Below are 25,250 nucleotides of genomic sequence, written 5' to 3'. Positions count from 1 at the left end.
GGGCCGAATGAGCCAAATGGGATCGTGCGGCCAGACTAGAGTCCCGGCTTCCTCTCTGTTGCCTCGGCGCGGCCCGAGGACGCCCGGCGGCGGGCACGGTAGGCGCGGGTCTTGGTGCGGTTGCCGCATACCCGCATCGAGCACCAGGAACGGCTGCGGTTCTTGGACGTGTCGATGAAGGCCCACAGGCAGGACGGCTCCTGGCACACCTTGAGCCGCGTCCAGCTCCCGTCGGCCACCGACTTCATGATGGCCACGGCCAGGCGCCCCAGGCCCTCGGCCGCGGCGCCGCCTTCCAAGGGGACGAGCGCGGGACGGCCGCCGGAGAGCGAGAGCCTCAGGGGCAGGCGGGCGAGCGCCGGTTCCAGGCCGTCCGGCAGTACGGGGGCGGGGGACGGCCGGTGGTGGGCGAGCATCGCCGCGCGAAGGCCCTCACGAAGGGCGTGCGCGTCGGCGAGGTCGCCCGCGTCCGCCTCCGGGGCGCGACCCTGGACGAGAGCGTGCTCGACCAGCCAGGTCGCCAGGTGGTCCGGCGTGTCGAGCGCGTCGGCCCCGGTTCCCACGTCACGGGTGTTGACGAAGTCGCGCAGCAGCCGCGCGGCTGGGGACTCGATGCCGTGGCCCGTGTGCCGATCGCCGTCCATTTTCCCGTTGCTCCCAGGTGTGGCACGCACTGTACCAGGGGTGACACCGGTGTCGGCCGGTCGATGGTTGCGGACGCCGACAACACCGGCGTACGTTTTACACCGGTGTCGCATACCCGGCGGATCACGACGAAGGAGGACGAGGGATGCGCGTGAAGGCGTGGTGCGTCGCGATCGACTGCACCGACCTGGACCAGATGATCGAGTTCTGGGGCGCCCTGCTGGGGATGAAGGTGACCAGCCGGGACGGCACCTGGGTGGACATGGAACGGCTCGGCGTGGACGGCCCGCTGCTCAGCTTCCAGCTCGTCCCCGAGCCCAAGCAGGTCAAGAACAGGCTGCATCTGGACCTGGCCGTCCCCGACATCCACGCCGCCGGGGAGCGGGCACGCGAGCTGGGCGCCGTCCCGCAGGAGGAGCCCATGAAGGACCCGGACCGTTCGTTCCGGGTGTGGCTCGATCCCCAGGGCAACGAGTTCTGCTTCGTCACCGACCGGTCCTGACCCGTCCCGGCCGTCCCGGAAGGCCGGTCAGAACGAGCCGGACCGGATCACGGCGGCGAGGCGCCGGACGCCCTCGGTCAGCTCGGCCGCCGACGCCGCCGCGCCGTAGCTGATCCGCAGGTGAGGGGCGGGCGGTTCGGCGGGGAAGAACACCCGTCCCGCGCTGACCAGCACCCCGGCGCGCAGTGCGGCCTCGGCGAGCGCGACGTCGTCCGTCCCGTCCGGGAGCCTGACCCACAGGTGCGGCCCGCCGGCCGGGCGGTTGGCCCGCAGCTTGGGAAGCTCCCTGGCGAACGCGGAGCGGACCGCGTCCCGGCGGGCGCGCAGCTCGGTACGGAGGGCGCGCAGATGGCGCTGCCATCCGGGGGAGCTGACCAGTTCGAGGAGCGTCTCCTGGAGCGGCCTGGCCGGGAAGAAGTTCTCGACGAGCTGGGTGGAGCGGATCCGTTCCGCGACCGGGCCGCGGGCGATCACCGCGGCGACCCGCAGGCTGCTCGCGGTGGCCTTGGTCGGCGAGGCGATGTGGACGACCCGGCCTTCGCCGTCTCCGAGCACCAGCGGCGGCGGGGTGGGGTCGATGGCCAGGTGGCGGGCGAAGTCGTCCTCGATCACGAAGGCGCCGGCCGCCCGCGCCGCCTCGATCACCCCGGCGTGCCGGGCCGGGCTGAGCACCGCGCCGGTCGGGTTGTGGAAGGCGGGCTGGGTGTAGAAGGCGCGGGCGCCGGTCATCTCGAACGCCTCGGCGAGCATGTCCGGGCGGACGCCGTCGTCGTCCATGGGGACCGGCACCGGGTGCAGCCGTCCGGCCCGCGCGATGGCGAGCACGCCCGGGTAGGTCGGCGACTCCACGAGCAGCGGTGAGCCGGGCGGCAGCAGGGCGCGGAGCACCGTGGTGAGCGCATGCTGCCCGCCGCTGGTGATCAGCACATCGGACGGGCTGACCACGCCGGAACGGCCCGCGCCGCCCGCCGTCCGGGCGAACCAGGCCCGCAGCTCCGGGATGCCGCCCGGCGGCGGCACGTCCCAGGCGTCGGGACGGCGCGCGGCCCGTGCCGCCGCGGTGGCGAGACCGCGCAGCGGCTGGAGCGTGGGGTGCATGTAGCCGCCGCTCAGCGCGATGGCGCCTTCCGGCGCGGGCATGAGCAGCCGGCTCAGGTCGTCGGACTGCACCGCCCGGTCGCCGAGCGCGACGGCCTGCCAGCTCATGTCCGCGGCCACCGCCGCGTCGCGTCCGCCGGGGGCGGTGCGGGACGGGGCGTCCTCGGCGACGAAGGCGCCGCTGCCGGGACGGGTCACCACCAGGCCCTCGGCGACCAGTTGTCCCAGCGCCCGGGACACCGTGACCGGGCTGACCTGGTGACGGCGTACCAGGACGCGGCTGGAGGGCAGCCGCTCGCCGGGCTGGAGTCGGCTCACCTCCGCCCGCAGGCGATCGGCGAGAACCGCCACACTGCTATCCTGGGACATGAGAGATAAGGATAGCGCTACTGAACTGATGCCGATAGCGCTCGGCGGTCCCGCCCCCGTCGGGCCCGCGCTCGCCGGGCTGGGCGTGCTGATCTTCTCCTGGACCATCCCCGCGTCCGTCCTGGCGTTGGAGGGGATCGACCCTTATCTGGTCGGCGTCGGCCGGGCGGCCGTGGCCGCGATCCTCGCCGCCCTCGTCCTCGCGGCCGTGCGGGCGCGCCCGCCCCGCCGCGGCCAGTGGGGACGCCTGGCGGTGATCTCCGGAGGCGTCGTCTTCGGGTTCCCGGTGCTGACCACGCTGGCGCTCGACCTCGGCGCGACCGGGGCGCATTCGGCGGTGGTGGTCGGCCTGCTGCCCGCCACGACGGCCGTCTTCGCGGTGCTGCGCGCCGGGGAGCGGCCCTCGGCGGCGTTCTGGGCGGCGTCGGCGGCCGGGGCGGCCGTGGTGACCGGGTTCACCCTGATCCGGGGCGGGGGCCATGTCACCGGCGCCGACCTGCTCCTGTTCGGCGCGCTGCTGGCGGCCGCCGCCGGCTACACCGAGGGCGCGCGGATGACCCGCGAGATGCCCGGCTGGCAGGTCATCTCCTGGGCGACGGTGGCGGGCGCCCCGATCTCCGTGCCCGTCGCGGCGTGGCTGCTGGCCACCACCTCGCCCGAGTGGACGGGGCGCTCCGTCTTCGGCTTCGGCTACGTGTCCGCGCTATCCGCGTACCTGGGCTTCTTCGCCTGGTACGAGGGCCTGGCCAGGGCGGGCATCGCACGCGGCGGGCAACTCCAGCTCGCCCAGCCGCTGCTCACCATCCTGTGGTCGGGGATCGCCGTGGGCGAGCTGATCGACGGCACCACCGCGCTGGCGGCCGTGCTCGTGCTGATCTGCGTGCTCGTGACCCAGCGCGCCCGCGTCCAACGCGCATGGGACGTCCCAGGACGCGTGGACGCGGGCCTTGCGGGATGTGACACGCACTCGAAGGATGGAAAGGAGAGCGTCACAAGGTGGTGAGGGCGGCCACCGGGTGCCGATGGTCCTGGTGCCCGATCCGCGCTCCCGGCCCGGAAACACCCCGCTTTGCCCGATCATGTCCCCATGGCGCGTACAGCGGGGCGATGGGCGAGGCGGGGCCTGCGATGGGCGGGCTGGACGGCCGCGTATGTGTCAGGGCTGGTCGCGCTCGTCCTGGCCGGGGCATGGGTGTGGTGGCAGCCCGAACCCGTGTCACGCGGGACGGTGGTGAACGCCCTCTGGGCACGGCACCAGTGGGTGGGGGAGGCGCATACCGAGGAGGAGTACCGCGCCCTCGGCAGGCTCCTCAAGGAGAACCGCATCACCGACGTGTTCTTCCACGCCGGACCCTTCGAGGCGGACGGGACCGTGCCCCCGTCCAAGTACCGGTACGCACGCGCGCTGATCCAGGCGATGCGCCGCCACGCTCCCGGCGTCCGCGCCCAGGCGTACCTCGGGCAGATCCGCAAGATCGACGGCCACGGCATCACCGACCTCGACGACCCGGCCGTACGGCAGAGGGTCCTGCGCACCGACGCGCTCATGCTCGATCAGGGGTTCGACGGGATCCACTACGACTTCGAGCCCATCTACACCGGCGACACGGCGTTCCTGGAGCTGATGGACCGCACCCGGGAGCTGACGCGCTCCCGGGGCAAGGTGCTGTCGGTCGCGATCGAGCAACTGACCCTGGTGGACGGGGCGCAGCCGCTCTACAAGGCGCTGATCCCTCAAGGGCACAGGCGCGTCCACTACCCGCCACGCCCGACCGCGGACTACCTGCGCGCGCTCGCCGACCGGGCCGACCAAGTCGCGATCATGACCTATGACGCGTCGCTGCCGACGCGGTCGCTGGCCGGATGGCACTTCGCCTGGCACACCGAGCGGACCCTCCGGCTGATCGGCGACCGCACCACCGTGTTCATGGGAATCCCGACCTACCGGCCGTTGTTCGACTGGGCCGAGGGGCTGGAGGTGGCGCTGCGGGGCGTCCGCCGCGGGGTGGACGCGCTCGACCGGCCGCCGAAGCGTCCATTTGGAGTCGGGATCTATGCTGAATGGACGTCCATACCCGCTGAATGGGCGCTTTACCGGGCTACCTGGCTTCCGGGCGGGCCAGGATAGAACGGCCTCCACGCCAGCCTGGCCAGAACCTTCCCATTTCTGGGTTTTCGCAGCTCAAAGGGTGTGTTGGAGAGGCGTCCCCCAGGGGTAGGCATCCGGAGTCAGGATCGGTCGGGGCCGGGCGGGGCCCGGATCCCGTCGTGCGGATCTAGTAGTGCGGATCTAGGAGTGGGGGAACGAGGCCGATGAGCGTCAATCGGACCGGGTGGCATGAGTCCGACAAGCTGACCGAGCTGTCGGCCGAGTTCGCCGGATGGCGGATCGGCCGTGGTGGCTCCGGCCACTGGTGGGCGGTGCGCGGCAACGAGCTCGTGCGCACTCCCGATGTGAACGAGCTGCGGGCGCGCCTCAGCGAGCTGAGCGAGTCCCGCTAGCCGGACCGCCGGAGAGGCCGGGCCGCGGCCCGGCGGGCGGCACCGGACGGCGAGACCCTGGGAACGCGACCGGGACCGATGATCTCCGGGGCGGTCCGCAGCGGGCGCGTTACCCAACCGAGTCCGGGACGTAGCCGGACTGGCCCTGTAACGAGGCATTTGCGTGCCACGATGTGGAGGTAAGAAGCCGCCCGCCACACGTACCCCCGAGCGTGTGGCGGGCGGCTTCTGCTGTGTCGATCGACGCGCCGGCAGGGCACGGCAAAGTTGCAAGACAAGAGGGTAATTGTGGGGACCTGCGGGTCCAAGCCGGGCGTGCGGAACGGTACCGTTCGATGCATGGCACCCAGCACTACAAGCGGCGCTCCCTTCGGGAGGATGCTGACCGCGATGGTCACGCCGTTCCGGCCCGACGGAGGGGTCGACTACGACGGAGCCGCCCGGCTCGCGACCTACCTGGTCGACGAGCAGCGCAACGACGGCCTCGTCATCAGCGGGACGACGGGGGAGTCGCCGACGACGAGCGACGCCGAGAAGGACCGCCTGCTGCGCACGGTGATCGACGCCGTGGGGGACCGCGCGGTGGTCGTCGCCGGTGTCGGCACCAACGACACCGCGCACAGCTGCGAGCTCGCACGGGCGGCGGAGGAGGCGGGCGCCGACGGCGCGCTCGTCGTCACCCCGTACTACAACAAACCCCCGCAGGAGGGGTTGCTGCACCACTTCACCACGGTGGCGGACGCGTCGGGCCTGCCGTGCCTCCTGTACGACATCCCGGGCCGCACCGGGGTGCCGATCCTCACCGACACGCTGCTGAAGCTGGGCGAGCACCCGCGGATCGTCGCGGTCAAGGACGCCAAGGGCGACCTGTTCGCGGGTTCGGCGGTCATGGCGGACACCGACCTGGCCTTCTACTCCGGCGACGACGCCCTCAACCTGCCCTGGCTGTCGGTGGGCGCCTGCGGGTTCGTCAGCGTGGTCGGTCATGTCGTCGGGGCCGATCTGCATGAGATGATCGAGGCGCACCTGGCCGGTGACCGGGAGCGGGCGCTGGACATCCACCGCAGGCTGATCCCCGTGGTCACCGCCATCATGACCCGTACGCAGGGCGCCATCGCCGTCAAGGCCGCGCTGAACCTGCTGGGCCTGCCGGGGGGCAGCGTGCGCGCGCCCCTGGTGGACGCCTCGCTGGAGTTCGCGGCGCGCCTGCGTGAAGACCTCGTGATAGGGGGAGTCAAAGTGCCTGAGGTCACCATCCCGGAGGTCGCCCGGTGAGTCACCCTCACCCGGAGCTGCCGGAACCTCCCGAACTCCCCGAGAACGGCCTGCGCATCGTCGCGCTGGGCGGGCTCGGGGAGATCGGCCGCAACATGACCGTGTTCGAATACGCGGGCAGGTTGCTGATCGTGGACTGCGGGGTGCTGTTCCCCGAGACCGAGCAGCCGGGCGTCGACCTGATCCTGCCCGACTTCGAGTACATCAGGGACCGCCTCGACCGGGTGGAGGCCGTCCTGCTCACCCACGGTCACGAGGACCACATCGGCGCCGTCCCGTACCTGCTGCGGGAGCGGCCCGACCTGCCGATCGCCGGCTCCAAGCTGACGCTGGCGCTGCTGGAGGCCAAGCTCACCGAGCACCGCATCAAGCCCAGCACGGTCGAGGTCAAGGAGGGCGACAGGCGGCCGTTCGGCCCGTTCGACCTGGAGTTCCTGTCGGTCAACCACTCCATCCCCGACGCGCTGGCCGTGGCGGTGCGCACCCCCGCGGGCCTGGTGCTGCACACCGGCGACTTCAAGATGGACCAGCTTCCGCTGGACGGACGGCTGACCGACCTGGGCGGGTTCGCCAGGCTCGGCAGCGAGGGCATCGACCTGCTGCTGTCGGACTCCACCAACGCCGAGGTCCCGGGGTTCGTCACCAGCGAGCGCAACATCGGCCCGGTCGTGGACGACGTCTTCCGCACCGCGCAGGAACGCATCATCGTCGCCTGCTTCGCCTCGCACGTCCACCGCGTCCAGCAGGTCCTGGACGCCGCCGTGGCCAGCGGCCGCAAGGTGTGCTTCATCGGCCGTTCGATGGTGCGCAACATGGGCGTGGCGCGCGAGCTGGGGTACCTGGACGTGCCCGAGGACATCATGGTCGAGCCCCGCCAGCTCGACGACATCCCTCCCGACCGGCTCGTGCTGGTGTGCACCGGGTCCCAGGGCGAGCCGATGTCCGCGCTGTCGCGGATGGCCAACCGCGACCACCAGATCCGCATCACCGAACGCGACACCGTCATGCTCGCGTCCTCGATGATCCCGGGCAACGAGACGGCCATCAACGCGGTCATCAACGGCCTCACCCGGTGGGGCGCGCGCGTCGTCCACAAGGGCAACGCGCTGGTGCACGTCTCCGGGCACGCGTCGGCGGGCGAGCTGCTGTACGTGCTCAACATGACCAAGCCGGGCAACTTCATGCCGATCCACGGCGAGTGGCGCCACCTGCGCGCGCACGCGAAGCTGGCCGCGCTCACCGGCATCCCGGACGAGAACATCGTCATCGCCGAGGACGGCGTCGTGGTCGACCTGGTCGACGGCAAGGCGTCCATCGTCGGCGCCGTCCCCGCCGGATACGTGTACGTCGACGGCCTGTCGGTCGGCGAGGTCACCGAGACCTCCCTCAAGGACCGCCGCATCCTCGGCGAGGAGGGCTTCGTCTCCATCGTCGTCGGCGTCGACTCCACCTCGGGCAAGCTGGTCGCCGGCCCGGAGATCCACGCCCGCGGCGCCGGCATCATGAACGAGGACTTCGACGAGGTCATCGAGCGCATCGAGGCCGCGCTGCAGGAGGCGGGGGCCGACGGGGTCAACGACACCAACCAGATGAGCCGCCTGGTCCGCCGCACGGTCGGCAAATGGGTCAACGAGAACTACCGCCGCCGCCCCATGATCGTTCCCGTGGTGGTCGAGATCTGACCCGCCGTCAGGGCGGCCGGGGCGGAGGGGCAACACGCCCGAGGGGTGGATTGCCGGGAACGTACGGGGTCCTTGGTTAGGCTCGTCAGCATGGCCACGCGTGCGTCCGGGGGAGCCAAGGCGACCTCGCGTACCCGGGCCGGCGCCGGTGGGGCCCGCAAGGACGCGGGCTCAGGCCCCCGCAAGCGTCCCAGCGGCGGCGCGAAGGGCGGCGGCCGCGGTTCCGGCAAGGGACGCCCCCCGCAGAGACCCGACCCGTTCATGCAAGTGATCACCGGCCTGTTCAAGCTGGTGTTCAAGCTGTACCACCTGGCCGCCGTCACGGTCGGCTCGGTGTTCCGCGCGTACGGGCGCGGCGCCCGCGGGCTCGACCCCGAACACCAGCGGGACGGGCTCGGCCTCGCCCTGCTCGGCGGGGCGATCGTGCTCGCCTCGGTGACCTGGTGGCGGCCCGAGGGCGTGTTGACGATCGCGCTCGAACAGGTTGTGCGCGGTGGCCTCGGCGTCCTGGCGATGGCGCTGCCGCTGCTGCTGGGCGTCATCGCGTGGCGCACCCTACGGCACCCCGAGCACAACGACGACACCGGCCGCATCGTGATCGGGCTGACCGCGCTCGCCGTGGGCATGCTCGGCATCATCCACATCGCCGCCGGAGGACCCGCCCCCGCGCGCGAGATGGAGGAGGTGCGCCGCGCCGGCGGCGTCATCGGCTGGCTCGCCTCCGCGCCGCTGGAGGCCGCGCTGAGCGGCTGGGTCGCGGTGCCGCTGCTGCTCCTGCTGTCCGGCTTCGGGCTGCTGGTCGTCACCGCGACGCCGATCAACCGCGTCCCCGAACGGCTCGCCGAGCTGTGGTCCGTCGCCACGCTGCAAGGACGTCCCGCCCAGAACGCCGAACGCGCGAAGAACGACAAGGCGGAAGAGGAGGACACGGCCAAGCCCAAGCGCCGCCGCAAGTCCAGGCGCGCCGAAGAGGACGGCGGCGAACTCGAAGTCGGCGAGCACTCCAGGCCGTACGACACCCCCGTCCTGGAGGACGCGCCCAAGAAGGGCAAACCCGCACGCGACCTGGCCGACGACCTCTTCGACCCCGACCCGTTCACCGGCGAGGAGCCCCCTCCGCCCGTCCCCGACGAGGACGAGCCCGCGCCGCTCCCCGAACCCGTCGCCATCACCGAACCCGCACCGCCCGCGCCGCGCACACCCGACCCCACCCCGCCGCCGCGCAGCGTGGAGCAACTGCCGCTGTCGTCGTCCGGGGAGATCTACGAGCTGCCCGCGCCCTCCATACTGCGCCCCGGCAGCGTCACCAAGCCGCGCACCAAGGCCAACGACACGGTGGTGAGCGCGCTCACCGGCGTGCTGGAACAGTTCGACATCGACGCGCAGGTCACCGGGTTCACCCGCGGCCCCACCATCACCCGGTACGAGATCGAGCTCGGCCCCGCCGTGAAGGTCGAGAAGGTCACCGCGCTCACCAGGAACATCGCGTACGCGGTGAAGAGCGCCGACGTCCGCATCATCTCCCCGATCCCCGGCAAGTCCGCGATCGGCGTCGAGATCCCCAACGTCGACAAGGACATCGTCAGCCTCGGCGACGTGCTGCGCTCGCCCGCCGCGACCAACGAGCACCACCCGATGATCGTCGGCCTGGGCAAGGACGTCGAAGGCCGCACGGTCGTGGCCAACCTCGCCAAGATGCCGCACATCCTCATCGCGGGCGCCACCGGCGCGGGCAAGTCCACCTGCATCAACGGGCTCATCACGTCCGTGCTGATGCGCGCCACCCCCGACGAGGTCCGCATGATCCTGGTCGACCCCAAGAGGGTCGAGCTGACGATGTACCAGGGCATCCCCCACCTCATCACGCCGATCATCACCAACCCGAAGAAGGCCGCCGAGGCGCTGGAATGGGTCGTCGGCGAGATGGACCGGCGCTACGACGACCTGGCCGCGTCCGGGTTCCGGCACATCGACGACTTCAACAAGGCGGTGCGCGCGGGCAGGCTCACCGCGCCGCCCGGATCCGAACGCGTCTACCAGCCGTACCCGTACATGCTGGTGATCGTGGACGAGCTGGCCGACCTGATGATGGTGGCGCCACGCGACGTCGAGGACTCCGTCGTGCGCATCACCCAGCTCGCGCGCGCGGCCGGTATCCACCTGGTGCTGGCCACGCAGCGTCCCAGCGTCGACGTGGTCACCGGGCTCATCAAGGCCAACGTCCCGTCCAGGCTCGCGTTCGCGACGTCCTCGCTGGCCGACAGCCGCGTCATCCTCGACCAGCCGGGTGCCGAAAAACTCGTCGGACAGGGCGACGCGCTGTTCCTCCCGATGGGCGCCAGCAAGCCCATGCGGATCCAGAACGCCTACGTGTCCGAGAAGGAGATCCACGGCGTCGTCGAGCACTGCAAGTCGCAGATGCAGGCCGTGTACCGCGAGGACGTCACCGGGTCCGCCGGACCCAAACGCGAGATCGACGAGGACATCGGCGACGACCTCGACCTGCTGACACAGGCGATCGAACTCGTCGTCACCACCCAGTTCGGCTCGACCTCGATGCTGCAACGCAAACTGCGCGTCGGATTCGCCAAAGCGGGCCGGCTCATGGACCTGATGGAAAGCCGCGGCATCGTCGGGCCCAGCGAAGGATCCAAGGCGCGCGACGTCCTCAAGAAACCCGACGACCTGGCCGATGTCATGGCCGAACTGCGCGGGGGCGGCGACGCCGGCGCGTCCGCGTGAACACGCCACCGGAATGATGCGAAATCTTGCCCGGTTTCGAACGTGTTGCCGCTCGCTGAGTGGGCATTGCGGTTCCTAGACTGGTGTCACTGGAGTTGTTGCATCCGGTCAGTTCCGGTCTGGACACGCTCTGAAGGAGGCTCGGCGTGAGCATCGGTGAGACCTTGGCGAGGGAGCGCGAGCGGGCCGGTCTCACCCTGACCCAGGTCAGCAGGCAGACCCGGATCCGGGAATCGGTCATCCGGGCCATGGAGCAGGACGACTTCAGCACCTGCGGCGGCAACTTCTACGCCCGCGGCCACATCCGCAGCGTCGCCCGCGTCATCGGCATCGATCCGGAACCGCTCGTACGCGAGTACGACGACGCGCACGGCGGCGCCCCCATGCCGCTGTCGGCGGTGACCGCGTTCGAACCGGAACGCCCGGTGGAGTTCCGCGAACGCCGCGCCCCCAACTGGAGCGCCGCCATGGCGTTCGCGCTCGCCCTGGTCCTCATCTACGGCATCGTCCAAGTCGTCAACAGCGTCGGCGACGGCGAACGCCGCTCCGCCCAGCAGGTCGCCGGCACACCCGCCGCCCCCGCGCCCGGCACGACCTCCGCCTCACCCAGCACCACACCGCCCAAGGACCCCGTCGCCGCCGCCCCACGCGACGAAGTCGAACTCAAAGTCAAAGCGCGCAGCACGACCTGGGTCAACGTCCGCGGAGACGAGGGCAGGCAACTGTTCAGCGGCCTGCTCCGCAAAGGCCAGTCCCGCGAATGGACCGACCCCGAGAAACTCAGCATCCTGATCGGCAACGGCGGCGGCCTCCACGTCACCGTCAACGGCCAGGACATCGGCTACCCAGGCTCCCCAGGCAGCGTCTACAGGATCACCTTCACCCCAGAAGACCCCGACAGCGCGTAACACTGTGGGGGGTCGCCCCCCCACAATGACAAGAGCCCCAACGGGGGTGTCGGGGGCGGAGCCCCTGACCGGGGCGCGGGGCAGAGCCCCGCCCGGGGTCAGTGGGCACCGCCGCGAGCCGTCAAGGCGAGCGGCGGGGTCCCGCTGGCCCCGGCATCGGGGGGTGTGGGGGGTCGCCCCCCCACAATGACACTCCCGTTACGGTTAGGGGCATGTCGACTCGTCGTACTGTTTCCCTCGTCACGCTTGGTTGTGCTCGTAACGAGGTTGATTCCGAAGAGCTTGCCGCGCGGATGGAGGAGGCGGGGTGGGGTCTGGTCGAGTCCGCGGATGATGCTGATGTGGTGGTCGTGAACACGTGCGGGTTCATCGACGCGGCCAAGAAGGATTCGATCGACACGTTGCTGGCGGCGCATGATTCGGGTGCCAAGGTGGTGGCGGCGGGGTGTCTGGCTGAGCGGTATGGGGCGGAGCTGGCGGCGGAGTTGCCGGAGGCCGATGCCGTGTTGGGCTTCGATGATTACGCGGCGATCGGGGATCGGCTGGACGATGTGATGGCGGGTCGGCGGCGGGCGGCGCATGCGCCGCGGGATCGGCGTGCGCTGTTGCCGATCAGTCCTGTGGAGCGGCCGTCGGCGGGTGTGGTGACGCCTGGGCATGGTGAGTTGCCGGACGGGGTGGCGCCCGCTTCGGGGCCGCGGGTGTTGCGGAGGCGGTTGGGCGGGGGGCCGGTGGCGCCGTTGAAGCTGGCGTCCGGTTGTGACCGGCGTTGCGCGTTCTGCGCGATTCCGGCGTTCCGTGGCGCGTACGTGTCGCGGCGGCCGGAGGAGGTGCTGGCGGAGGCGCGGTGGCTGGCGGATCACGGTGTGCGGGAGCTGGTGCTGGTCAGCGAGAACTCCACGTCGTACGGCAAGGATTTCGGTGACCTGAGGGCGTTGGAGGGGTTGCTGCCGCGGCTGGCGGCGGTGGACGGGATCGAGCGTGTCCGGGCCAGTTATCTTCAGCCGGCCGAGCTGCGTCCGGGGCTGATCGAGGTGCTGTGCGGCACGGATGGGGTGGTGCCGTACTTCGACCTGTCGTTCCAGCACGCGAGCGGGCCGGTGTTGCGTTCGATGCGGCGGTTCGGGGATCGTGAGCGGTTCCTTCAGTTGCTCGATCGGGTGCGGGATCTGGCGCCGGAGGCGGGGGTGCGGTCCAACTTCATCGTCGGGTTCCCCGGCGAGTCGGAGGAGGACGTGGAGGAGCTGATGGCGTTCCTGTCGGAGGCGCGTCTGGACGCGATCGGGGTGTTCGGCTACTCGGACGAGGACGGCACGGAGGCGGCCGGTCTGCCCGGCAAGGTCGACCCGGAGGATGTGGCCGCGCGGGTGGAGGAGGTCACGGCGTTGGCCGAGGAGTTGACGGCGCAGCGTGCGGAGGACCGGGTCGGTTCGGTGGTCCGTGTCCTGCTGGAGGACAAGGCGGACGGTGGTGTGGAGGGGCGGGCCGAGCATCAGGCCCCGGAGGTGGACGGGACGGTTCTGGTGCAGGGGGACGGGCTGCCGCTCGGGGAGATCGTCACCGCGCGGGTCGTGGGCAGTGCAGGGGTGGATCTGATCGGCCGGGTGGAGGGGCCGTGACCGCCGGCACCGCGGACTCCGACCGGCCGCAGGCGGGGTTGTGGAACATCGCCAACATCCTGACGCTGGTCAGGATCGCCCTGGTCCCCCTGTTCGTGTGGTTGCTGTTCGAGGAGGGGGACGGGTGGCGGCTGGCCGCGCTCGCGGTGTTCGCGGTCGCCTCCATCACCGACAAGATCGACGGTGATATCGCCCGCAGGCGCAATCTGGTCACCGACTTCGGCAAGATCGCCGACCCGATCGCCGACAAGGCGCTGATCGGTGCAGCTCTGGTCAGCCTGTCGCTGCTGGGTGAGCTGTGGTGGTGGGTGACCATCGCGATCATGGTCAGGGAGATCGGGATCACCGTGATGCGGTTCGTGGTGATCCGGTACGGGGTGATCCCGGCGGGCAAGGGCGGCAAGCTGAAGACGATGCTTCAGGTCGTCGCGATCGGGTTCTTCATCCTGCCGGGTCCGCTGGATCCGGTGCGCTGGGTGACGATGGCGGCGGCGCTGGTGGTGACGCTGGTGACCGGGGCCGACTACGTCCTCCAGGTGTGGCGCAAGCGGGGCGAGCGCCGCCGCAGCGGCGCGTGATGGGCGGTCAGGGCTTCACGTACGCGGAGGTGGGGGCGACACGGAACGCGGACGTCCCACCCGGGTACGCGTGGCTTCGGGTGCGTGTGGAGGTCGGCTCGGGGCCTGAGGTGATGCGGAACGCGGCGGATGCGTTGATGGAGTTCTGGATGCACCGGGCCCTGCCCGCCAAGGTGAACGCGTCCGCGTCCAGGGCGGCGCCCGGTGTCGCCGTAGAGGTCTCGTTGGGCGTGGGGCCGTTGCGGTTGCGCGCGCCTTGCCGCGTGGTCTGGGCCGAGGAGGACGAGCGGCGCGCGGGCTGGGCGTACGGGACGCTGCCGGGGCATCCCTCGTCCGGCGAGGAGGCGTTCGTGGTGCACATGGACGACGAAGGGGATGTCTGGCTCACGGTCACGGCGTTCAGCCGTCCGGCGACGCGGCTGGCGCGTGCGGCGGGGCCTTTGGGGAGGTTGTTCCAGCGGGCCTATGCGCGCCGGTGCGGTGCCGTGCTGCGCCGCCTGGCCCGTGCCTGAGGGCCGCGCGCGTTCCGGCGGGCCGGTCGCCCTCGGCCCGCCGGGGTGCGCGTGCCCGTGGTGGTCATGCGGTCGAGGCGGCATGACCGCATGACCACGCGGGGGGCGGCACCGGCCGGCTCCGCTGCCGCGGGCGCCGCCCCGGATCCGGGAAATGCCCGCTCCCAGCCGGACCTTTCATTCTTCAACTTCCCCGATCCGTGTGCGTGGGCGGGGTCCGGACACCCTCCCTTGTATTCGGACGGCCCGCCTATGCGCTTCAAGACTGCCCGGTGCGAGCGGCGCGCGGCAATTGCCACTTTGGATGAGTTCCGGATAAGTGCATTCTGACGAATTGCTTGACGATTGAATTGTTCGGTGGGTCGGTGGGGGCGTCCCGTCACGCGGCGAGGGCGGGGCCGCGCCGGTGCCCGGTCCGCCCCGCCCTCGCGTCGTCGCTCGTCAGGTGCTATACGGCGACCACCTCCGGATGGCGCTCCTGGAGGTAGAGCAGCGCGGCGAGCCCCGCCTGAAGGCGCGACTCGACGCCCAGCTCCTTGAGGATCTTGGCGATATGGGCCTTGACCGTGTGCTCGCTCACCACCAGGGTGCACGCGATCTGGCGGTTGGACATGCCGTGTCCGAGCAGCAGGAAAACCTCGCGCTGCCGTGAGGTGAGACGGTCCACGCGAGGCAGGGAGCGAATCCATGCGGGGATGTTCTCTTGATGCGTCACGAGGTGGTAACCCCTGGTTTTCGGTGGGGGGCGAAAACTCATACTTGATCAATTCTTAGTCCGGGCCGTTACGCGGTCTCAACGTTTCCGAACGGCCTGATGTGGACAGCGGGGAGGCGGCGCGGGGCCGTCCCAGGCGTTGCCGTACATTCGGAGCCGCGAACATAGGGATCTGTAGGGAACGCTTGGCCATAACGGGCCGCCGCCCTGGCGCCCCCGGTCGGCCGGAGGAGGACGCGGTGCGGGTCGAGCTGGTCACCGTCGGGGACGAGCTGCTTCTCGGCGACACGGTCAACGGGAACGCGGCCTGGATGGGGCAGCGGCTCGCCGAGCACGGGCTGGAGGTCACCCGCAGCGTGGTCGTGGGCGACGAGCTGGACGTGATCGCCGAGGCGGTGCGGGAGGCGCTGGGCCGCGCCGACGCGGTGATCACGACCGGCGGCCTCGGGCCCACCTACGACGATGTGACAAGGGACGCCCTGGCGGCGGCCGCGGGGGTGAAGCTCGTCCGGGACCCCGGCCTGGAGCGGCGGCTGCGGGAGCGGGTCGCGGCGGCGGGGCGGGAGTTGCAGCCGATGGCGCTGCGGATGGCGGACGTCCCGGAGGGCGCCGGGATCCTGCTCAACTCGGCGGGCAGCGCCGCCGGCCTGCGGGTGGAGCTGCCCGGCGGCGTGGTGTACGCGCTGCCCGGCGTCCCGTTCGAGATGCGCACGATGATCGAGGAAGTGGTGCTGCCGGAGCTGGCGGGGGAGAACCGCGCCGCCCGCCGTACCCTGCGCACCGCGGGGCTGTGGGAGTCGGTGGTGGCCACCAAGCTGGCCCCGGTCGAGGCCATGGACGGGATCAAGCTCGCCTACCTGCCCGATCCCGCCGAGGTCAAGATCCGCATCACGGCGACCGGCCCGGACCCGGCGGCCCGGCTGGACGAGGCGGAGCGGACGGCGCGCGACCTCCTCGGGGACGCGGTCTACGGCGCCGGGGACCAGACCCTCGACCGCGTCGTCCACGGGCTCCTGGCGGAACGTTCCGCGACCGTGGCCACGGCGGAGTCCCTCACCGGCGGTCTGATCGGCGCGGAGCTGACCCGCATGCCCGGCTCCTCGGCCACCTACGCCGGGGGAATGGTCGCCTACGCCACGGCGTTGAAGAAGGAGTTGCTCGGTGTTCCGGCCCGGCTTCTGGACGAGCACGGCGCGGTGCACCCGGACGTCGCCGCCGCGATGGCCACGGGAGCGCGCGAACGGCTCGGAGCGACCTATGGGATCGCCGTGACGGGTGTGGCCGGACCCGAGGCGCAGGACGGCCGCGAGGTCGGGACGATTTTCGTCGGAGTGGCCACCCCCACAGGAGATCCCAGGGTGATCCGGCCGCTACTCCCGGTACCCGGGGTGGGCGCCGAGATTCGCGGGGTGATCCGGAGGATGACCGTCGTCCACGCCCTTGAGCAGCTAAGACGTGTGATTCTCGGGCTCGGCGCGGGTCCGGGGGCCACCCCGGAAGGATGACCTTCGAGAAGGGTTCAACTGATTACAGCGTTACGTTTCCAGCGAACACGAAATCCACGGTCTGCCACGGTCACGTCTCAGGCGGGTACGGTGGAACCCAAGACGGTCCGAACTGAGGGAGGGAGCGAGACGATGGTCCTGCTTCGCGGGCTGCTCGGTGATGTACTGCGGCAGCTGCGGCTGCGCCAGGGACGCACCCTCCGTGAGGTGTCCGCGGCGGCGCGGGTCTCCCTCGGCTATCTCTCCGAGGTCGAGCGCGGGCAGAAAGAGGCGTCCTCGGAACTGCTGGCCTCGATCTGCAAGGCGCTGGGTGTGCCGCTCTCGCACGTTCTGCGGGAGGTGGCCGACCAGCTCGCGCTGGCCGAGCTGCAGCACGAGCCCGTCATGGCCGGCGCGCCCGAGCATGAGCGCCTCGCCGACGAGCGCATCGACGAGACCATGTCCGAGAGCATGTCCGAGAGCATCCCGGCCACCCCGGAGGGCATCGCGGACGAGTTCCGGGCCGACATGGTGGCCGCCTGACGGCGGATTTTCCTCCGGCCCGGCCGTGTGGCCTGCGCGTACGGCCGTGTGCCGGCGCCGTGTGGGCGGCTTCACGAATGATCCCGGTATTACCGGGGAGCCTTCCGTTGTTGTTCATGAACACGCAACGATGCGGAAGGAGCCGAATCATGGTGGCGGTCAAGAGCCCTCTCACGGAAGCGGCCCAGAAGACGGTGGGCGACGCCCTCCAGACCTCGCTCGTCGACCTGATCGATCTGGCGTTGGTGGCCAAGCAGGCGCACTGGAACCTCGTCGGCCGGAACTTCAAGGTCGTCCACGAGCATCTGGACGAGGTCGTCGACCTCGCCCGCCAGTACCAGGACGAGGTCGCCGAGCGCGCGATCGCGATCGGGGTGAACCCGGACGGCCGTGCCCGCACCGTCGCCGACCGTACCGTCCTCCCGCAGCCGGAGGCGGGTTACCTGGCCGACGACAAGGTGGTGGCCACGATTACCGACACGCTCGCGCGGCTTGTCGAGCGGTTCCGGGAGCGGGTCGAGGTGACCGACGAGCCGGACAAGGTCACCCAGGATCTGTTCATCGAGATCGTGGCGGCCCTGGAGAAGCAGCACTGGATGTTCCAGGCCCAGATCGCCGACTGAGCCCGCGATCGCGACGCCTGAGGGCTTCGCTCCCCGGGGAACCCTCAGGGCGTGCATCGCGTCCAAGTGGAATGCGCTCGTACCGTCGTAAGGGTCTCGGTGGCCTGCGCGCCGCCGCCTGGCCGGCCATGGTCCTCGCCGTCGTGACCGCGTGCGGTGGTACGAGCGCGGGCGGACGCGCCTGCGGGGGCATCGGGTCCAGGGAGGGGATCGGGCTCGACATCCCCGCCCCGTACGCGGCGAAGGTCGGCGAAGCCGCCATGACGGTCTGCTGGAATGGGGCGTGCCAGGAGCGGGAGATCGAGCTCATGCCGTCGACGACGGCGGTGCCGGCCGGCTGCACCGGTGACGCGCCGGAGGACTCGTGCGGCGCGATCGCCTCCCCGGACGGAGGAAAGCACGGGTTCGCCGACGTGACCGGCCTCCCCACCACGCCCGTTCAGGTCACCGTGGTGCTCCGGGACGCGGCCGGCGCCGAACTGCTCGACCGGAAGATCGGCGTCACGCCGCACGTCACGTACCCGAACGGCAGGGAGTGTGGCGCCGGCGCTCCCCAGGCACAGATCGTCGTCGCGGACGGGAGGCTCAGCGTCCGGCCGTGACCAGCCATTGCGCGGCGGGCAGCAGCACCCCGCCCGGCCCCTCGTACGGTGCCAGGGCGGCGCGGAGCCGCCGACGGGCCTCGTCCCAGGTCAGCGTGTCGTCCCGCTCGACGATGTAGCGGGTGGGACCGCTGGCCAGGAAGGCGTCGGCGGCGTCGGCGGCCGTCGCGCCGAAGCGGTGCGGGACGTGGATCGCCTCGATCGACACCTGGGTGAGACCGGCGCGGCCCAGCACGTCCCCGACCCGGTCGCGCTCGGAGAGGGAGAACATCGCGGGCGCGGGGCCGGGGTAGGCGGCGACCACGCCCTCCGGCGGTTCCGGTGGCATGCCCAGCAAGGCCGCGACCGGCACCACGTACCAGGCGCAGAACTCCGGCGGCTGCGGGCAGATGAAGGCGAGCCTCCCGCCGGGGCGCAGCGCCCTCCGGACGTTGGCGAACGCGGCGACGGGATCGGCGAAGAACATCACGCCGTGCCGGCTGACGGCCACGTCGAAGCCGCCGTCGGGCAGCGGGTGCACCTGGGCATCCCCCTGCTCGAAGGTGACGTTGCCTCGCCCGGACGCCGCCTTCCGCGCCTCGTCCAGCATCGGGCCGGACAGGTCCAGCCCCAGGGCGTGGCCCTCCGGTGCACGGGACGCGGCCATCAGGGTGGTGTCACCCGTACCGCACCCGATGTCGAGCACCCGATCCCGGCCGCCGACGAGGGCGGCGTCCAGGAGGCGGCGGGTGAGCTCGGCGTCCGGATCCTCGACGTCCCTGCCCCCCGGCCCGCCCGCGGCCCAGACCTGGCCCTCGTCCCCGTTCCACGCCTCGAACTGTTCGGTGTTGTGGACGGTCATCGCCCGCTCCTAAATGAACACTCGTTCATGAACATGTGTTCATCTTGGGGGACGGCGGACGGCCGCGTCAACGTCCGCGAGGGTCACCGGGCGGTCGTCCCCACCGGTCTGCCGGGATGGTCGAGCCAGACGCGCTGCTCATCGGGCGTGACGGTGAGACCGAAGCGTTCCCGTTCCGGCTGCCCCCACCTGACCCAGGTCGTGTAGGCGGTCCCGATCTCGTCCCAGAGGGCGCGGCCCGTACTGGAGGACGCGGAAGTCGTCCCGGCCGGGCGTGAAGTCGACGGCGGCCCATGAGCCGCCGGCCGTCTCGATCGCCCACACGCGCATCGAACCGTCCGCCGCCGGGCTGAGAGCCGTCCGGACGCCCGGGACGAGCGCCGTTATCGCCACATCGGCGCCCTGGGCGTCCCCGATCAGGATCCGCGGGTCGAGCCGTGTCGCCGACTCCTCGGCCGCGCCGGTGTCCGCGTCCGCCGGAGGGCCGGGCGGGCGCCGCTGCGACCGCAGCATCATGAACCCGGCCTGGCCGGTGAGGCGCCCGCTCGCCGTGCCGTCCCCGGCCGCGGTGAGCCGGGCGATATGCCCCATGTTCCAGCCCGGGAGCCACGGCATGACGATCACGCCGCCGGGGCGGCACTGCTCCACCCACGGGTAGGGGACGCGCTCGACACCGCAGGTCACATGCACCCTGTCATAGGGCGCGCCGTCCGCATGGCCCCGCTCGCCGTCCCCGCGCACCAGCCTGGGCGCCTGTCCCGCGGCGGCCACGTTCGCCGCCGCCCGCTCCGCGATCGCCTCGTCGATCTCCACGGAGGTGACGTTGCCTCCGCCCAGCCGCCACGACAGCAGCGCCGACGTCCAGCCCGTCCCCGTGCCGATCTCCAGCACGCGGTGATGGTCGAGCGGGCGCAGCAGCTCCAGGAAGATCGCCACGATGCCGGGCGTGGAGCACGAGCTGGTCCAGGTCCCCGAGCACGTCCCGGGGTCGCCCGCGCCGTCGTCCACCTGCGTGGCGATCGCCGTGTCGGAGTAGACCACGTCCAGCCAGCGGTCCGGGTCGGCGTTCCGGTCGATCGCCGCGCCATCGGCCCCCGGCCGGTCGAACACGGCCCACGCCACGTCCGGGACGAACAGATGCCTCGGCACGGCGCGCAGCGCCTCGGCCCACCGCGGATCGGTGAGCCGTCCGGCGGCCGTCAACTCGGCCACGAGCCTTTCCACGAGTTCCTGGCTCATCGCCCCACTGTGTCGCCTCCCGTCCCGCGGCTCAACGCCCCCGCGCGCCACGCCGACAGGATGCGGCCCATCCGGCCTGCGGTGACCCTAGGGTTCCGGCTGGCAGCGGGGGCACCAGAACGTGGAGCGGTCGCCCGCGTCCGACGCCTGGTCGGCACGCCGGATCCGGGTCCCGCAGCGCCGGCAGGGACGGCCCGCGCGCCCGTACACCCAGTGCTCGCGTCCCGGACGCCGGTCGCCGGTGGTGATGTGGCCGTACCGGTCCTTGTTGGCGTCCAGGAGGCGATGGGAGAGGCCGACGACGCCCGGCAGGTCGGGCACGTCCCGCGCCGGCGTCCAGGGGTGGACGCCCCGCAGGAACAGGATCTCGGCCTTGTAGACGTTGCCGATCCCCGCCAGGCGGCTCTGGTCGAGCAGCGCCTCGCCGATCGCGCGTTCCGGCCGCTCGGACAGCCGCCGCACCGCCTCGGCCACGAGCTCGGCCGACCATCCGGGGTCGAGCAGATCGGGCCCCAGCCGGCCGAGGACCCGGGCCTCCTCCTCGGAGGTGGCGAAGACCTCGAGGACGCCGAGCGAGTAGCCGAGGGCCTGCCACTCCTCGTTCGCCAGGACGACGCGCAACGTGTGGTCGCGCGGCGGGCGCGGCCCGGCCTCCCGGACGCGCCAGCGCCCCTCCATGAGCAGGTGCGAGTGGACGGTGACCCCGCCCTCCACCCTGATCAGCAGGTGCTTGCCGCGCGAGGCGACCTCCCGGACGGCGCGTCCCCGCAGGTCGACGGTGGCGTGGCGGGGGACGCGGAAGTCCGACAGCGTCAGGACCCGCCCGGTGAGCGCGTCGCGCAGGCGCCGGGCGGTCAACCAGACGACATCGCCTTCCGGCAACTCCGGCGCCCCAGACCGATCGGATACCGACGGATCAGATGAAGGACGGGCTTTCCCAGGCCGCCGGGTCCTCGGTGAGCTTGCGGACGGCGGGAGGCAGCTCACCGGCGGCGATGTGCCCCAGGGTCACCTGTTCGAGGATCGCCCGCTCGCTGGCGCGCAGCGCGATCCACACCTCCTGCAGGGACCGCGCCGGCCCCTCGTACCCGACGCGCTCGGGACGCTCGCCCCGCACGCCGAGCAGGGGTCCGTCGATGGCGCGGATGATGTCGGCCATGGAGATCTCGCCGGCCGGCCGGGCCAGCCAGTAGCCGCCCTCCGGGCCGCGCTGGCTGCGGACGAGTCCGGAGCGGCGCAGCTGTCCGAGGATGTTCTCCAGGAACTTGGGCGGGATCTGCTGAGCCTCGGCGAGCTGCACCGCGGTCACCGGATGACTTCCGGCCACCGCCAGCTCCGCGGCGGCACGCAACGCGTAGTCGACCCGGGCGGACAATCGCATGGGTTTATTATCCCTTGCCGATCGGACTGGTCAGGCTTGCCCGCCGATATTGGCGGCTGGAACCGGCCGTTCAGGCCAACCCGAGGCGTTCCGCGGCGGCCTGCGCGTTGGCGTGCGCCGCGCCGTAGGTGGCCAGATGGACGGCCCCTTCGGGACGCCAGACCGGCAGGCCCATCTCCACCAGGACCGCGTCGGGACGGGCCGCCAGCAGGGCGGTGGCCAGGGCGCGCTGACCGGCGTGGCGGTGCGCGTCCCGCAGCACGACCACCAGCCCCCGGCCGTCGGCACGGTCCAGCACCGACGCCGCCTCGGCCGCCGACCCCTCGGCCCGGACCAGGTCGGGCACCCACGGGCCCAGCCCCCACGGCGTCGGCCCGACCGCGATGTTCCCGGTCGCCTCAAGCTGGACGACCAGCGGCGCGGCGCCGGGATCCCGCCCGTGCGGACCCGCCGCCCACTCCGGCAGCGCGCCCGAGATCCGGACGGCGCGGCGCGCGGCCTCCAGCCCGGACGCACGGTCGACCACGCCGGGCGTCCGGCCGCTCAGCCAGTCCTTGAGGCGGCCGGTGCGCTCCGCCGCGTCCTGGAGGCGTTCCAGCGGGAGCCGCCCGGCGCGCACGGCCTCCTCCACGGCGGCGACGATGGCGCGGGTGCTGGCCTCGTGCTCACGCGGCCCCAGGCACAGCAGGTCCGCCCCCGCGATCAGGGCGCGGACCCCGGCCTCGGGGATGCCGATGGCCCCGCTGGCCCCGGCCATGTCCAGGGCGTCGGTGACGATCACGCCCTCGTAGCCCAGCCGTTCCCGCAACAGCCCCGTGATGGCGGCGTGCGACAGCGTGGCCGGGACGCCGCCGGTGATCTCGGGCAGGTCGAGGTGGCCGGTCATCACCACCCGGCTGCCCGCCTCGATCGCGGCCCGGAAGGGCGGCAGCTCGCGCCGCTCCAGCAGGTCGAGCCCGGCCGCCACGACCGGCACGCCCAGATGTGAGTCCTCGACGGTCGCGCCGTGCCCGGGGAAGTGCTTGGCGCAGGCCGCGACGCCCGCCTCCTGCGTCCCCGTCACGGCCGCCGCCGCGTGCCTGGCCACCAGGTCCGCGTCCGCGCCGAACGACCGGGTCCCGATGATCGGGTTGCCGGCCTCGGTGTTGACGTCCACCGACGGGGCGAAGTTGAGGTTGACGCCGACCTCCGACAGCTCCGCCCCGAGCGAGCGGTAGACCCGGCGGGTCAGCGCCGGGTCGTCCACGGCGCCGAGCGCCGCGTTCCCCGGGTACGGGCTGCCGGTCAGGTGCCCGCCGAGCCGGGTGACGTCCCCGCCCTCCTCGTCGATCGCCACCAGCGGCGCCGCCACCTTGCGCAGCCCCGCCGTGAGCGCCGCGAGCCCCTCGGCGCTCGGCACGTTGCCGTTCAGCGCGAACAGCGTCACGCCCGCCAGGCCGCGCTCCAGCTCGTCCAGCAGCCAGCGCGGCGGCGCCGCCCCGGTGAACGAGGGCAGCAGCGTGCCCCGGGCCAGCCGCGCCACCTCGCCGTCGGCCCTCTCCGGCCTCATCCCTTCACCGCCCCCGCGACCAGGCCGGAGGCCATCCGGCGCTGCACGACCAGAAAGAAGATCATGACCGGGATGGTGAACAGCGTGGAGGCGGCCATGATCGAGCCCCATTCCACCTGCGTCCGGCCGAAGTGGTAGGACAGCGTGAGCGGCAGCAGATACTTCTCCTGATCCTTGAGGAACGCGAACGCGATCGCGAACTCGTTCCAGGCGTTGACGAAGGCGAAGATGCTGGTCGCCACCAGTCCGGGCGCCACCAGCGGGAAGGTGATCCGCCAGAAGACCGTCCGGCCGGACGCGCCGTCCAGCGCCGCCGCCTCCTCCAGCTCCACCGGGATCGCGGCCACGAAGTTGCGCAGCATCAGGATCGCGAAACCCAGGGACGAGGCGATGTAGACGACGATCACCCCGGCGAGATGGTTGAGCAGTTGCAGCCGCTGCGCGTTCAGCATCAGCGGCAGCATCAGCGCCTCCAGCGGCACCATCTGCACCACGATCAGCATGACGAGGAAGCCCGTCCGGCCACGGAACCGCCCACGCGCCACCGCGTACGCCGCCAGCAGCGAGATCAGCGCCGCCACCAGCACGGTGACCAGCCCCACCAGCGCGCTGTTGAGGAAGAAGTGGGCGATCCCGTACTCCAGGCCCTGCCCGTCGATCACCGCGCGGAAGTGCTCCAGCGTCCAGTGCAGCGGGACGGGCAGCGGGGTGTCGGCGTTGATGTCCTCGTCGGTCTTGAACGCGGTCATCACCATCCAGAAGACCGGGAAGACCGAGAAGAGGAACACCAGCACCCCGGCCACGTTCAGCGCGACACGCCCCCTCCGCTCGGTCATGAGGTCTCCCCCTGCCTGACCATCACGCGTACGTAGAAACCGGTGAAGACGAGCAGGATCACCGTCAGGATCAGCGCGATCGCCCCGCCCAGGCCGTACTTGGCGGGGAAGGCCACCGCGGACGAGTAGGCGTACATCGCGAGGTTGAACGAGTCCCGGTTGGCGGTGCCGCCCGACAGGAAGTACAGCTGCGCGAACACCTTGAAGTCCCAGATGATCGACAGCACGGTGAGCACCAGGAGCACCGGCTTCAGCAGCGGGAAGGTGATCTCCCGGAAGGTCCGCAGCGGCCCGGCGCCGTCGCAGCGCGCCGCCTCGAACAGTTCGTCGGGGATGCTCTTCAGCCCCGCCAGCACCGCGACCGCGATGAACGGGAACGACTGCCACACCACGCACAGCACCAGCACGAAGTAGGTGGTGCCGCGGCTGCCGAACCAGTTGTAGTCGTCCCAGCCGCCGCCCGCCAGCCAGTCCGGCAGCGCGTCCAGGAACCACGGGACGATGCCGCCGCCCGGCGTGAACAGCCACTTGTAGACGATCGCCGCCGAGATGCCCGGGGTGGCCCAGGCCAGCATCGCGCCGGACGACACCAGCAGCGACATCCTGCGGCCGAGCCGGTTCAGCAGCAGCCCCACCAGCGTCCCCAGCACGAGCGTGGCCAGCACCATCACGGCGGCCGACACCACCGTGTTGACCAGCACCCGGTAGAAGAACGGGTCGCCGAGGATCGTGCGGAAGTTCTCCAGGCCGACGTTTTCGGCGGGGGCGGCCCCGCGTGCCTCGCGCGAGCCGATCTTGTGGAACGACATCCAGAAGAGCTGGCCGATCGGGTACAGGATCAGCACCCCGATCAGCGCCAGCGCGGGCGCGATCAGCAGGTACGGCCCAACCGGCACGCGGCGTCCGGTACGGGGGCGGTGACGGTGCCCGCGCTCCGGATCGGCGGCGATCCGGTCCTGAGCACGGTCCGGCACCTGAACGGTCTGCGCCATCGGCGGCCCATCC

At 71.6% G+C, this 25,250-nt stretch carries 25 protein-coding genes; 15 read left to right on the top strand and 10 right to left on the bottom strand.

What is annotated here, in order from left to right; translation table 11 throughout:
• Positions 1 to 35: 35 nt before the first annotated feature.
• Entirely contained in the window at positions 36 to 644 is a 609-nt protein-coding gene (locus QSK21_RS09210) for a CGNR zinc finger domain-containing protein (RefSeq protein ID WP_285694979.1), read from the bottom strand.
• Between the two features lie 146 nt (positions 645 to 790).
• Here QSK21_RS09210 and QSK21_RS09205 point away from each other — a divergent pair, with 146 nt between their 5' ends.
• Entirely contained in the window at positions 791 to 1,147 is a 357-nt protein-coding gene (locus QSK21_RS09205; protein ID WP_285694976.1) for a VOC family protein, read from the top strand.
• 27 nt (positions 1,148 to 1,174) lie between these two features.
• On the opposite strand, the gene QSK21_RS09200 is transcribed toward QSK21_RS09205, so the two are convergent.
• Positions 1,175 to 2,614: an aminotransferase-like domain-containing protein gene (locus tag QSK21_RS09200; protein ID WP_285694975.1), complete on the bottom strand. Its 1,440-nt coding sequence runs from the start codon at positions 2,612 to 2,614 to the stop codon at positions 1,175 to 1,177.
• Between the two features lie 28 nt (positions 2,615 to 2,642).
• On the opposite strand from QSK21_RS09200, the gene QSK21_RS09195 reads away from it, so the two are divergent.
• From QSK21_RS09195 to QSK21_RS09150, 10 genes are all read left to right on the top strand, one after another.
• Positions 2,643 to 3,617, top strand: coding sequence for a DMT family transporter (locus QSK21_RS09195; RefSeq protein WP_285694974.1), 975 nt, complete (start codon positions 2,643 to 2,645; stop codon positions 3,615 to 3,617).
• An 84-nt stretch (positions 3,618 to 3,701) separates the two neighbouring features.
• Positions 3,702 to 4,742 carry a glycoside hydrolase family 18 protein gene (locus QSK21_RS09190; RefSeq protein WP_285694972.1) on the top strand — a complete coding sequence of 347 codons (1,041 nt, stop codon included), beginning with the start codon at positions 3,702 to 3,704 and terminating at the stop codon, positions 4,740 to 4,742.
• A gap of 185 nt (positions 4,743 to 4,927) precedes the next feature.
• Entirely contained in the window at positions 4,928 to 5,116 is a 189-nt protein-coding gene (locus tag QSK21_RS09185) for a hypothetical protein (RefSeq protein ID WP_285694970.1), read from the top strand.
• A gap of 339 nt (positions 5,117 to 5,455) precedes the next feature.
• Positions 5,456 to 6,391 carry a 4-hydroxy-tetrahydrodipicolinate synthase gene (gene dapA / locus QSK21_RS09180; RefSeq protein ID WP_285694969.1) on the top strand — a complete coding sequence of 312 codons (936 nt, stop codon included), beginning with the start codon at positions 5,456 to 5,458 and terminating at the stop codon, positions 6,389 to 6,391.
• The gene (locus tag QSK21_RS09175; protein WP_285694968.1) at positions 6,388 to 8,073 is read left to right on the top strand and encodes a ribonuclease J; all 1,686 of its coding nucleotides are present in this window, start codon (positions 6,388 to 6,390) and stop codon (positions 8,071 to 8,073) included. Before dapA ends, QSK21_RS09175 begins: the two co-directional genes overlap by 4 nt.
• A gap of 90 nt (positions 8,074 to 8,163) precedes the next feature.
• Complete coding sequence (locus QSK21_RS09170) at positions 8,164 to 10,815, top strand: FtsK/SpoIIIE family DNA translocase (protein ID WP_285694966.1); 2,652 nt, start codon at positions 8,164 to 8,166, stop codon at positions 10,813 to 10,815.
• A gap of 146 nt (positions 10,816 to 10,961) precedes the next feature.
• Positions 10,962 to 11,723 (top strand): helix-turn-helix domain-containing protein, encoded by a 762-nt coding sequence (locus tag QSK21_RS09165; protein WP_285694964.1) that lies wholly within the window; start codon positions 10,962 to 10,964, stop codon positions 11,721 to 11,723.
• A 212-nt stretch (positions 11,724 to 11,935) separates the two neighbouring features.
• Entirely contained in the window at positions 11,936 to 13,342 is a 1,407-nt protein-coding gene (gene rimO / locus QSK21_RS09160) for a 30S ribosomal protein S12 methylthiotransferase RimO (RefSeq protein WP_285694962.1), read from the top strand.
• On the top strand, positions 13,339 to 13,920 hold the full coding sequence (gene pgsA, locus QSK21_RS09155) for a CDP-diacylglycerol--glycerol-3-phosphate 3-phosphatidyltransferase (protein WP_285694960.1): 582 nt from the start codon (positions 13,339 to 13,341) through the stop codon (positions 13,918 to 13,920). The genes rimO and pgsA overlap by 4 nt, the downstream gene beginning before the upstream one ends.
• Positions 13,920 to 14,432, top strand: a complete 513-nt coding sequence (locus QSK21_RS09150; protein WP_285694958.1) for a DUF1990 domain-containing protein — start codon at positions 13,920 to 13,922, stop codon at positions 14,430 to 14,432. Before pgsA ends, QSK21_RS09150 begins: the two co-directional genes overlap by 1 nt.
• Positions 14,433 to 14,880: 448 nt before the next feature.
• Here QSK21_RS09150 and QSK21_RS09145 read toward each other — a convergent pair whose 3' ends face one another.
• On the bottom strand, positions 14,881 to 15,099 hold the full coding sequence (locus QSK21_RS09145) for a helix-turn-helix domain-containing protein (protein WP_285694957.1): 219 nt from the start codon (positions 15,097 to 15,099) through the stop codon (positions 14,881 to 14,883).
• Positions 15,100 to 15,386: 287 nt separating this feature from the next.
• Here QSK21_RS09145 and QSK21_RS09140 point away from each other — a divergent pair, with 287 nt between their 5' ends.
• The 4 genes from QSK21_RS09140 (at position 15,387) to QSK21_RS09125 (ending at position 18,399) form a co-directional block, all read left to right on the top strand.
• Complete coding sequence (locus QSK21_RS09140) at positions 15,387 to 16,652, top strand: CinA family nicotinamide mononucleotide deamidase-related protein (RefSeq protein WP_285694955.1); 1,266 nt, start codon at positions 15,387 to 15,389, stop codon at positions 16,650 to 16,652.
• A gap of 132 nt (positions 16,653 to 16,784) precedes the next feature.
• Complete coding sequence (locus QSK21_RS09135) at positions 16,785 to 17,174, top strand: helix-turn-helix domain-containing protein (protein WP_285694954.1); 390 nt, start codon at positions 16,785 to 16,787, stop codon at positions 17,172 to 17,174.
• A 149-nt stretch (positions 17,175 to 17,323) separates the two neighbouring features.
• Entirely contained in the window at positions 17,324 to 17,797 is a 474-nt protein-coding gene (locus tag QSK21_RS09130; RefSeq protein WP_285694953.1) for a Dps family protein, read from the top strand.
• Positions 17,798 to 17,868: 71 nt separating this feature from the next.
• Positions 17,869 to 18,399, top strand: coding sequence for a hypothetical protein (locus QSK21_RS09125; protein WP_285694952.1), 531 nt, complete (start codon positions 17,869 to 17,871; stop codon positions 18,397 to 18,399).
• Here the strand turns inward: QSK21_RS09125 and QSK21_RS09120 are convergent.
• From QSK21_RS09120 to QSK21_RS09090, 7 genes are all read right to left on the bottom strand, one after another.
• Positions 18,383 to 19,240 carry a class I SAM-dependent methyltransferase gene (locus tag QSK21_RS09120; protein WP_285694951.1) on the bottom strand — a complete coding sequence of 286 codons (858 nt, stop codon included), beginning with the start codon at positions 19,238 to 19,240 and terminating at the stop codon, positions 18,383 to 18,385. The genes QSK21_RS09125 and QSK21_RS09120 overlap by 17 nt on opposite strands.
• Before the next feature lie 138 nt (positions 19,241 to 19,378).
• A complete protein-coding gene (locus QSK21_RS09115; RefSeq protein ID WP_285694950.1) occupies positions 19,379 to 20,479 on the bottom strand; it encodes a methyltransferase domain-containing protein in 1,101 nt (366 codons plus the stop codon).
• Between the two features lie 87 nt (positions 20,480 to 20,566).
• Positions 20,567 to 21,361, bottom strand: a complete 795-nt coding sequence (locus tag QSK21_RS09110) for a DNA-formamidopyrimidine glycosylase family protein (protein ID WP_285694949.1) — start codon at positions 21,359 to 21,361, stop codon at positions 20,567 to 20,569.
• 34 nt (positions 21,362 to 21,395) lie between these two features.
• The gene (locus tag QSK21_RS09105) at positions 21,396 to 21,860 is read right to left on the bottom strand and encodes an RrF2 family transcriptional regulator (protein WP_285694948.1); all 465 of its coding nucleotides are present in this window, start codon (positions 21,858 to 21,860) and stop codon (positions 21,396 to 21,398) included.
• 70 nt (positions 21,861 to 21,930) lie between these two features.
• Positions 21,931 to 23,409 carry a glycoside hydrolase family 3 protein gene (locus tag QSK21_RS09100; protein WP_285694947.1) on the bottom strand — a complete coding sequence of 493 codons (1,479 nt, stop codon included), beginning with the start codon at positions 23,407 to 23,409 and terminating at the stop codon, positions 21,931 to 21,933.
• On the bottom strand, positions 23,406 to 24,245 hold the full coding sequence (locus QSK21_RS09095; protein ID WP_285694946.1) for a carbohydrate ABC transporter permease: 840 nt from the start codon (positions 24,243 to 24,245) through the stop codon (positions 23,406 to 23,408). Before QSK21_RS09095 ends, QSK21_RS09100 begins: the two co-directional genes overlap by 4 nt.
• Complete coding sequence (locus QSK21_RS09090) at positions 24,242 to 25,237, bottom strand: carbohydrate ABC transporter permease (protein WP_285694945.1); 996 nt, start codon at positions 25,235 to 25,237, stop codon at positions 24,242 to 24,244. Before QSK21_RS09090 ends, QSK21_RS09095 begins: the two co-directional genes overlap by 4 nt.
• Between the last annotated feature and the right edge of the window lie 13 nt (positions 25,238 to 25,250).

Origin of the sequence: Actinomadura sp. NBRC 104412 (assembly GCF_030269515.1) — a bacterium.
Taxonomy (GTDB): domain Bacteria; phylum Actinomycetota; class Actinomycetes; order Streptosporangiales; family Streptosporangiaceae; genus Spirillospora.
Note: the sequence above shows the minus strand (reverse complement) of the source record. Positions and strands in the feature narration are given on the sequence as shown.

What these genes read in the sequence shown, in the direction of transcription:
- QSK21_RS09210 (WP_285694979.1), bottom strand. Translation starts at nt 644, where the DNA reads ATGGACGGCGATCGGCACACGGGCCACGGCATCGAGTCCCCAGCCGCG.
- QSK21_RS09205 (WP_285694976.1), top strand. Translation starts at nt 791, where the DNA reads ATGCGCGTGAAGGCGTGGTGCGTCGCGATCGACTGCACCGACCTGGAC.
- QSK21_RS09200 (WP_285694975.1), bottom strand. Translation starts at nt 2,614, where the DNA reads ATGTCCCAGGATAGCAGTGTGGCGGTTCTCGCCGATCGCCTGCGGGCG.
- QSK21_RS09195 (WP_285694974.1), top strand. Translation starts at nt 2,643, where the DNA reads ATGCCGATAGCGCTCGGCGGTCCCGCCCCCGTCGGGCCCGCGCTCGCC.
- QSK21_RS09190 (WP_285694972.1), top strand. Translation starts at nt 3,702, where the DNA reads ATGGCGCGTACAGCGGGGCGATGGGCGAGGCGGGGCCTGCGATGGGCG.
- QSK21_RS09185 (WP_285694970.1), top strand. Translation starts at nt 4,928, where the DNA reads ATGAGCGTCAATCGGACCGGGTGGCATGAGTCCGACAAGCTGACCGAG.
- dapA (WP_285694969.1), top strand. Translation starts at nt 5,456, where the DNA reads ATGGCACCCAGCACTACAAGCGGCGCTCCCTTCGGGAGGATGCTGACC.
- QSK21_RS09170 (WP_285694966.1), top strand. Translation starts at nt 8,164, where the DNA reads ATGGCCACGCGTGCGTCCGGGGGAGCCAAGGCGACCTCGCGTACCCGG.
- rimO (WP_285694962.1), top strand. Translation starts at nt 11,936, where the DNA reads ATGTCGACTCGTCGTACTGTTTCCCTCGTCACGCTTGGTTGTGCTCGT.
- QSK21_RS09150 (WP_285694958.1), top strand. Translation starts at nt 13,920, where the DNA reads ATGGGCGGTCAGGGCTTCACGTACGCGGAGGTGGGGGCGACACGGAAC.
- QSK21_RS09135 (WP_285694954.1), top strand. Translation starts at nt 16,785, where the DNA reads ATGGTCCTGCTTCGCGGGCTGCTCGGTGATGTACTGCGGCAGCTGCGG.
- QSK21_RS09130 (WP_285694953.1), top strand. Translation starts at nt 17,324, where the DNA reads ATGGTGGCGGTCAAGAGCCCTCTCACGGAAGCGGCCCAGAAGACGGTG.
- QSK21_RS09125 (WP_285694952.1), top strand. Translation starts at nt 17,869, where the DNA reads ATGCGCTCGTACCGTCGTAAGGGTCTCGGTGGCCTGCGCGCCGCCGCC.
- QSK21_RS09120 (WP_285694951.1), bottom strand. Translation starts at nt 19,240, where the DNA reads ATGACCGTCCACAACACCGAACAGTTCGAGGCGTGGAACGGGGACGAG.
- QSK21_RS09115 (WP_285694950.1), bottom strand. Translation starts at nt 20,479, where the DNA reads ATGAGCCAGGAACTCGTGGAAAGGCTCGTGGCCGAGTTGACGGCCGCC.
- QSK21_RS09105 (WP_285694948.1), bottom strand. Translation starts at nt 21,860, where the DNA reads ATGCGATTGTCCGCCCGGGTCGACTACGCGTTGCGTGCCGCCGCGGAG.
- QSK21_RS09100 (WP_285694947.1), bottom strand. Translation starts at nt 23,409, where the DNA reads ATGAGGCCGGAGAGGGCCGACGGCGAGGTGGCGCGGCTGGCCCGGGGC.
- QSK21_RS09095 (WP_285694946.1), bottom strand. Translation starts at nt 24,245, where the DNA reads ATGACCGAGCGGAGGGGGCGTGTCGCGCTGAACGTGGCCGGGGTGCTG.
- QSK21_RS09090 (WP_285694945.1), bottom strand. Translation starts at nt 25,237, where the DNA reads ATGGCGCAGACCGTTCAGGTGCCGGACCGTGCTCAGGACCGGATCGCC.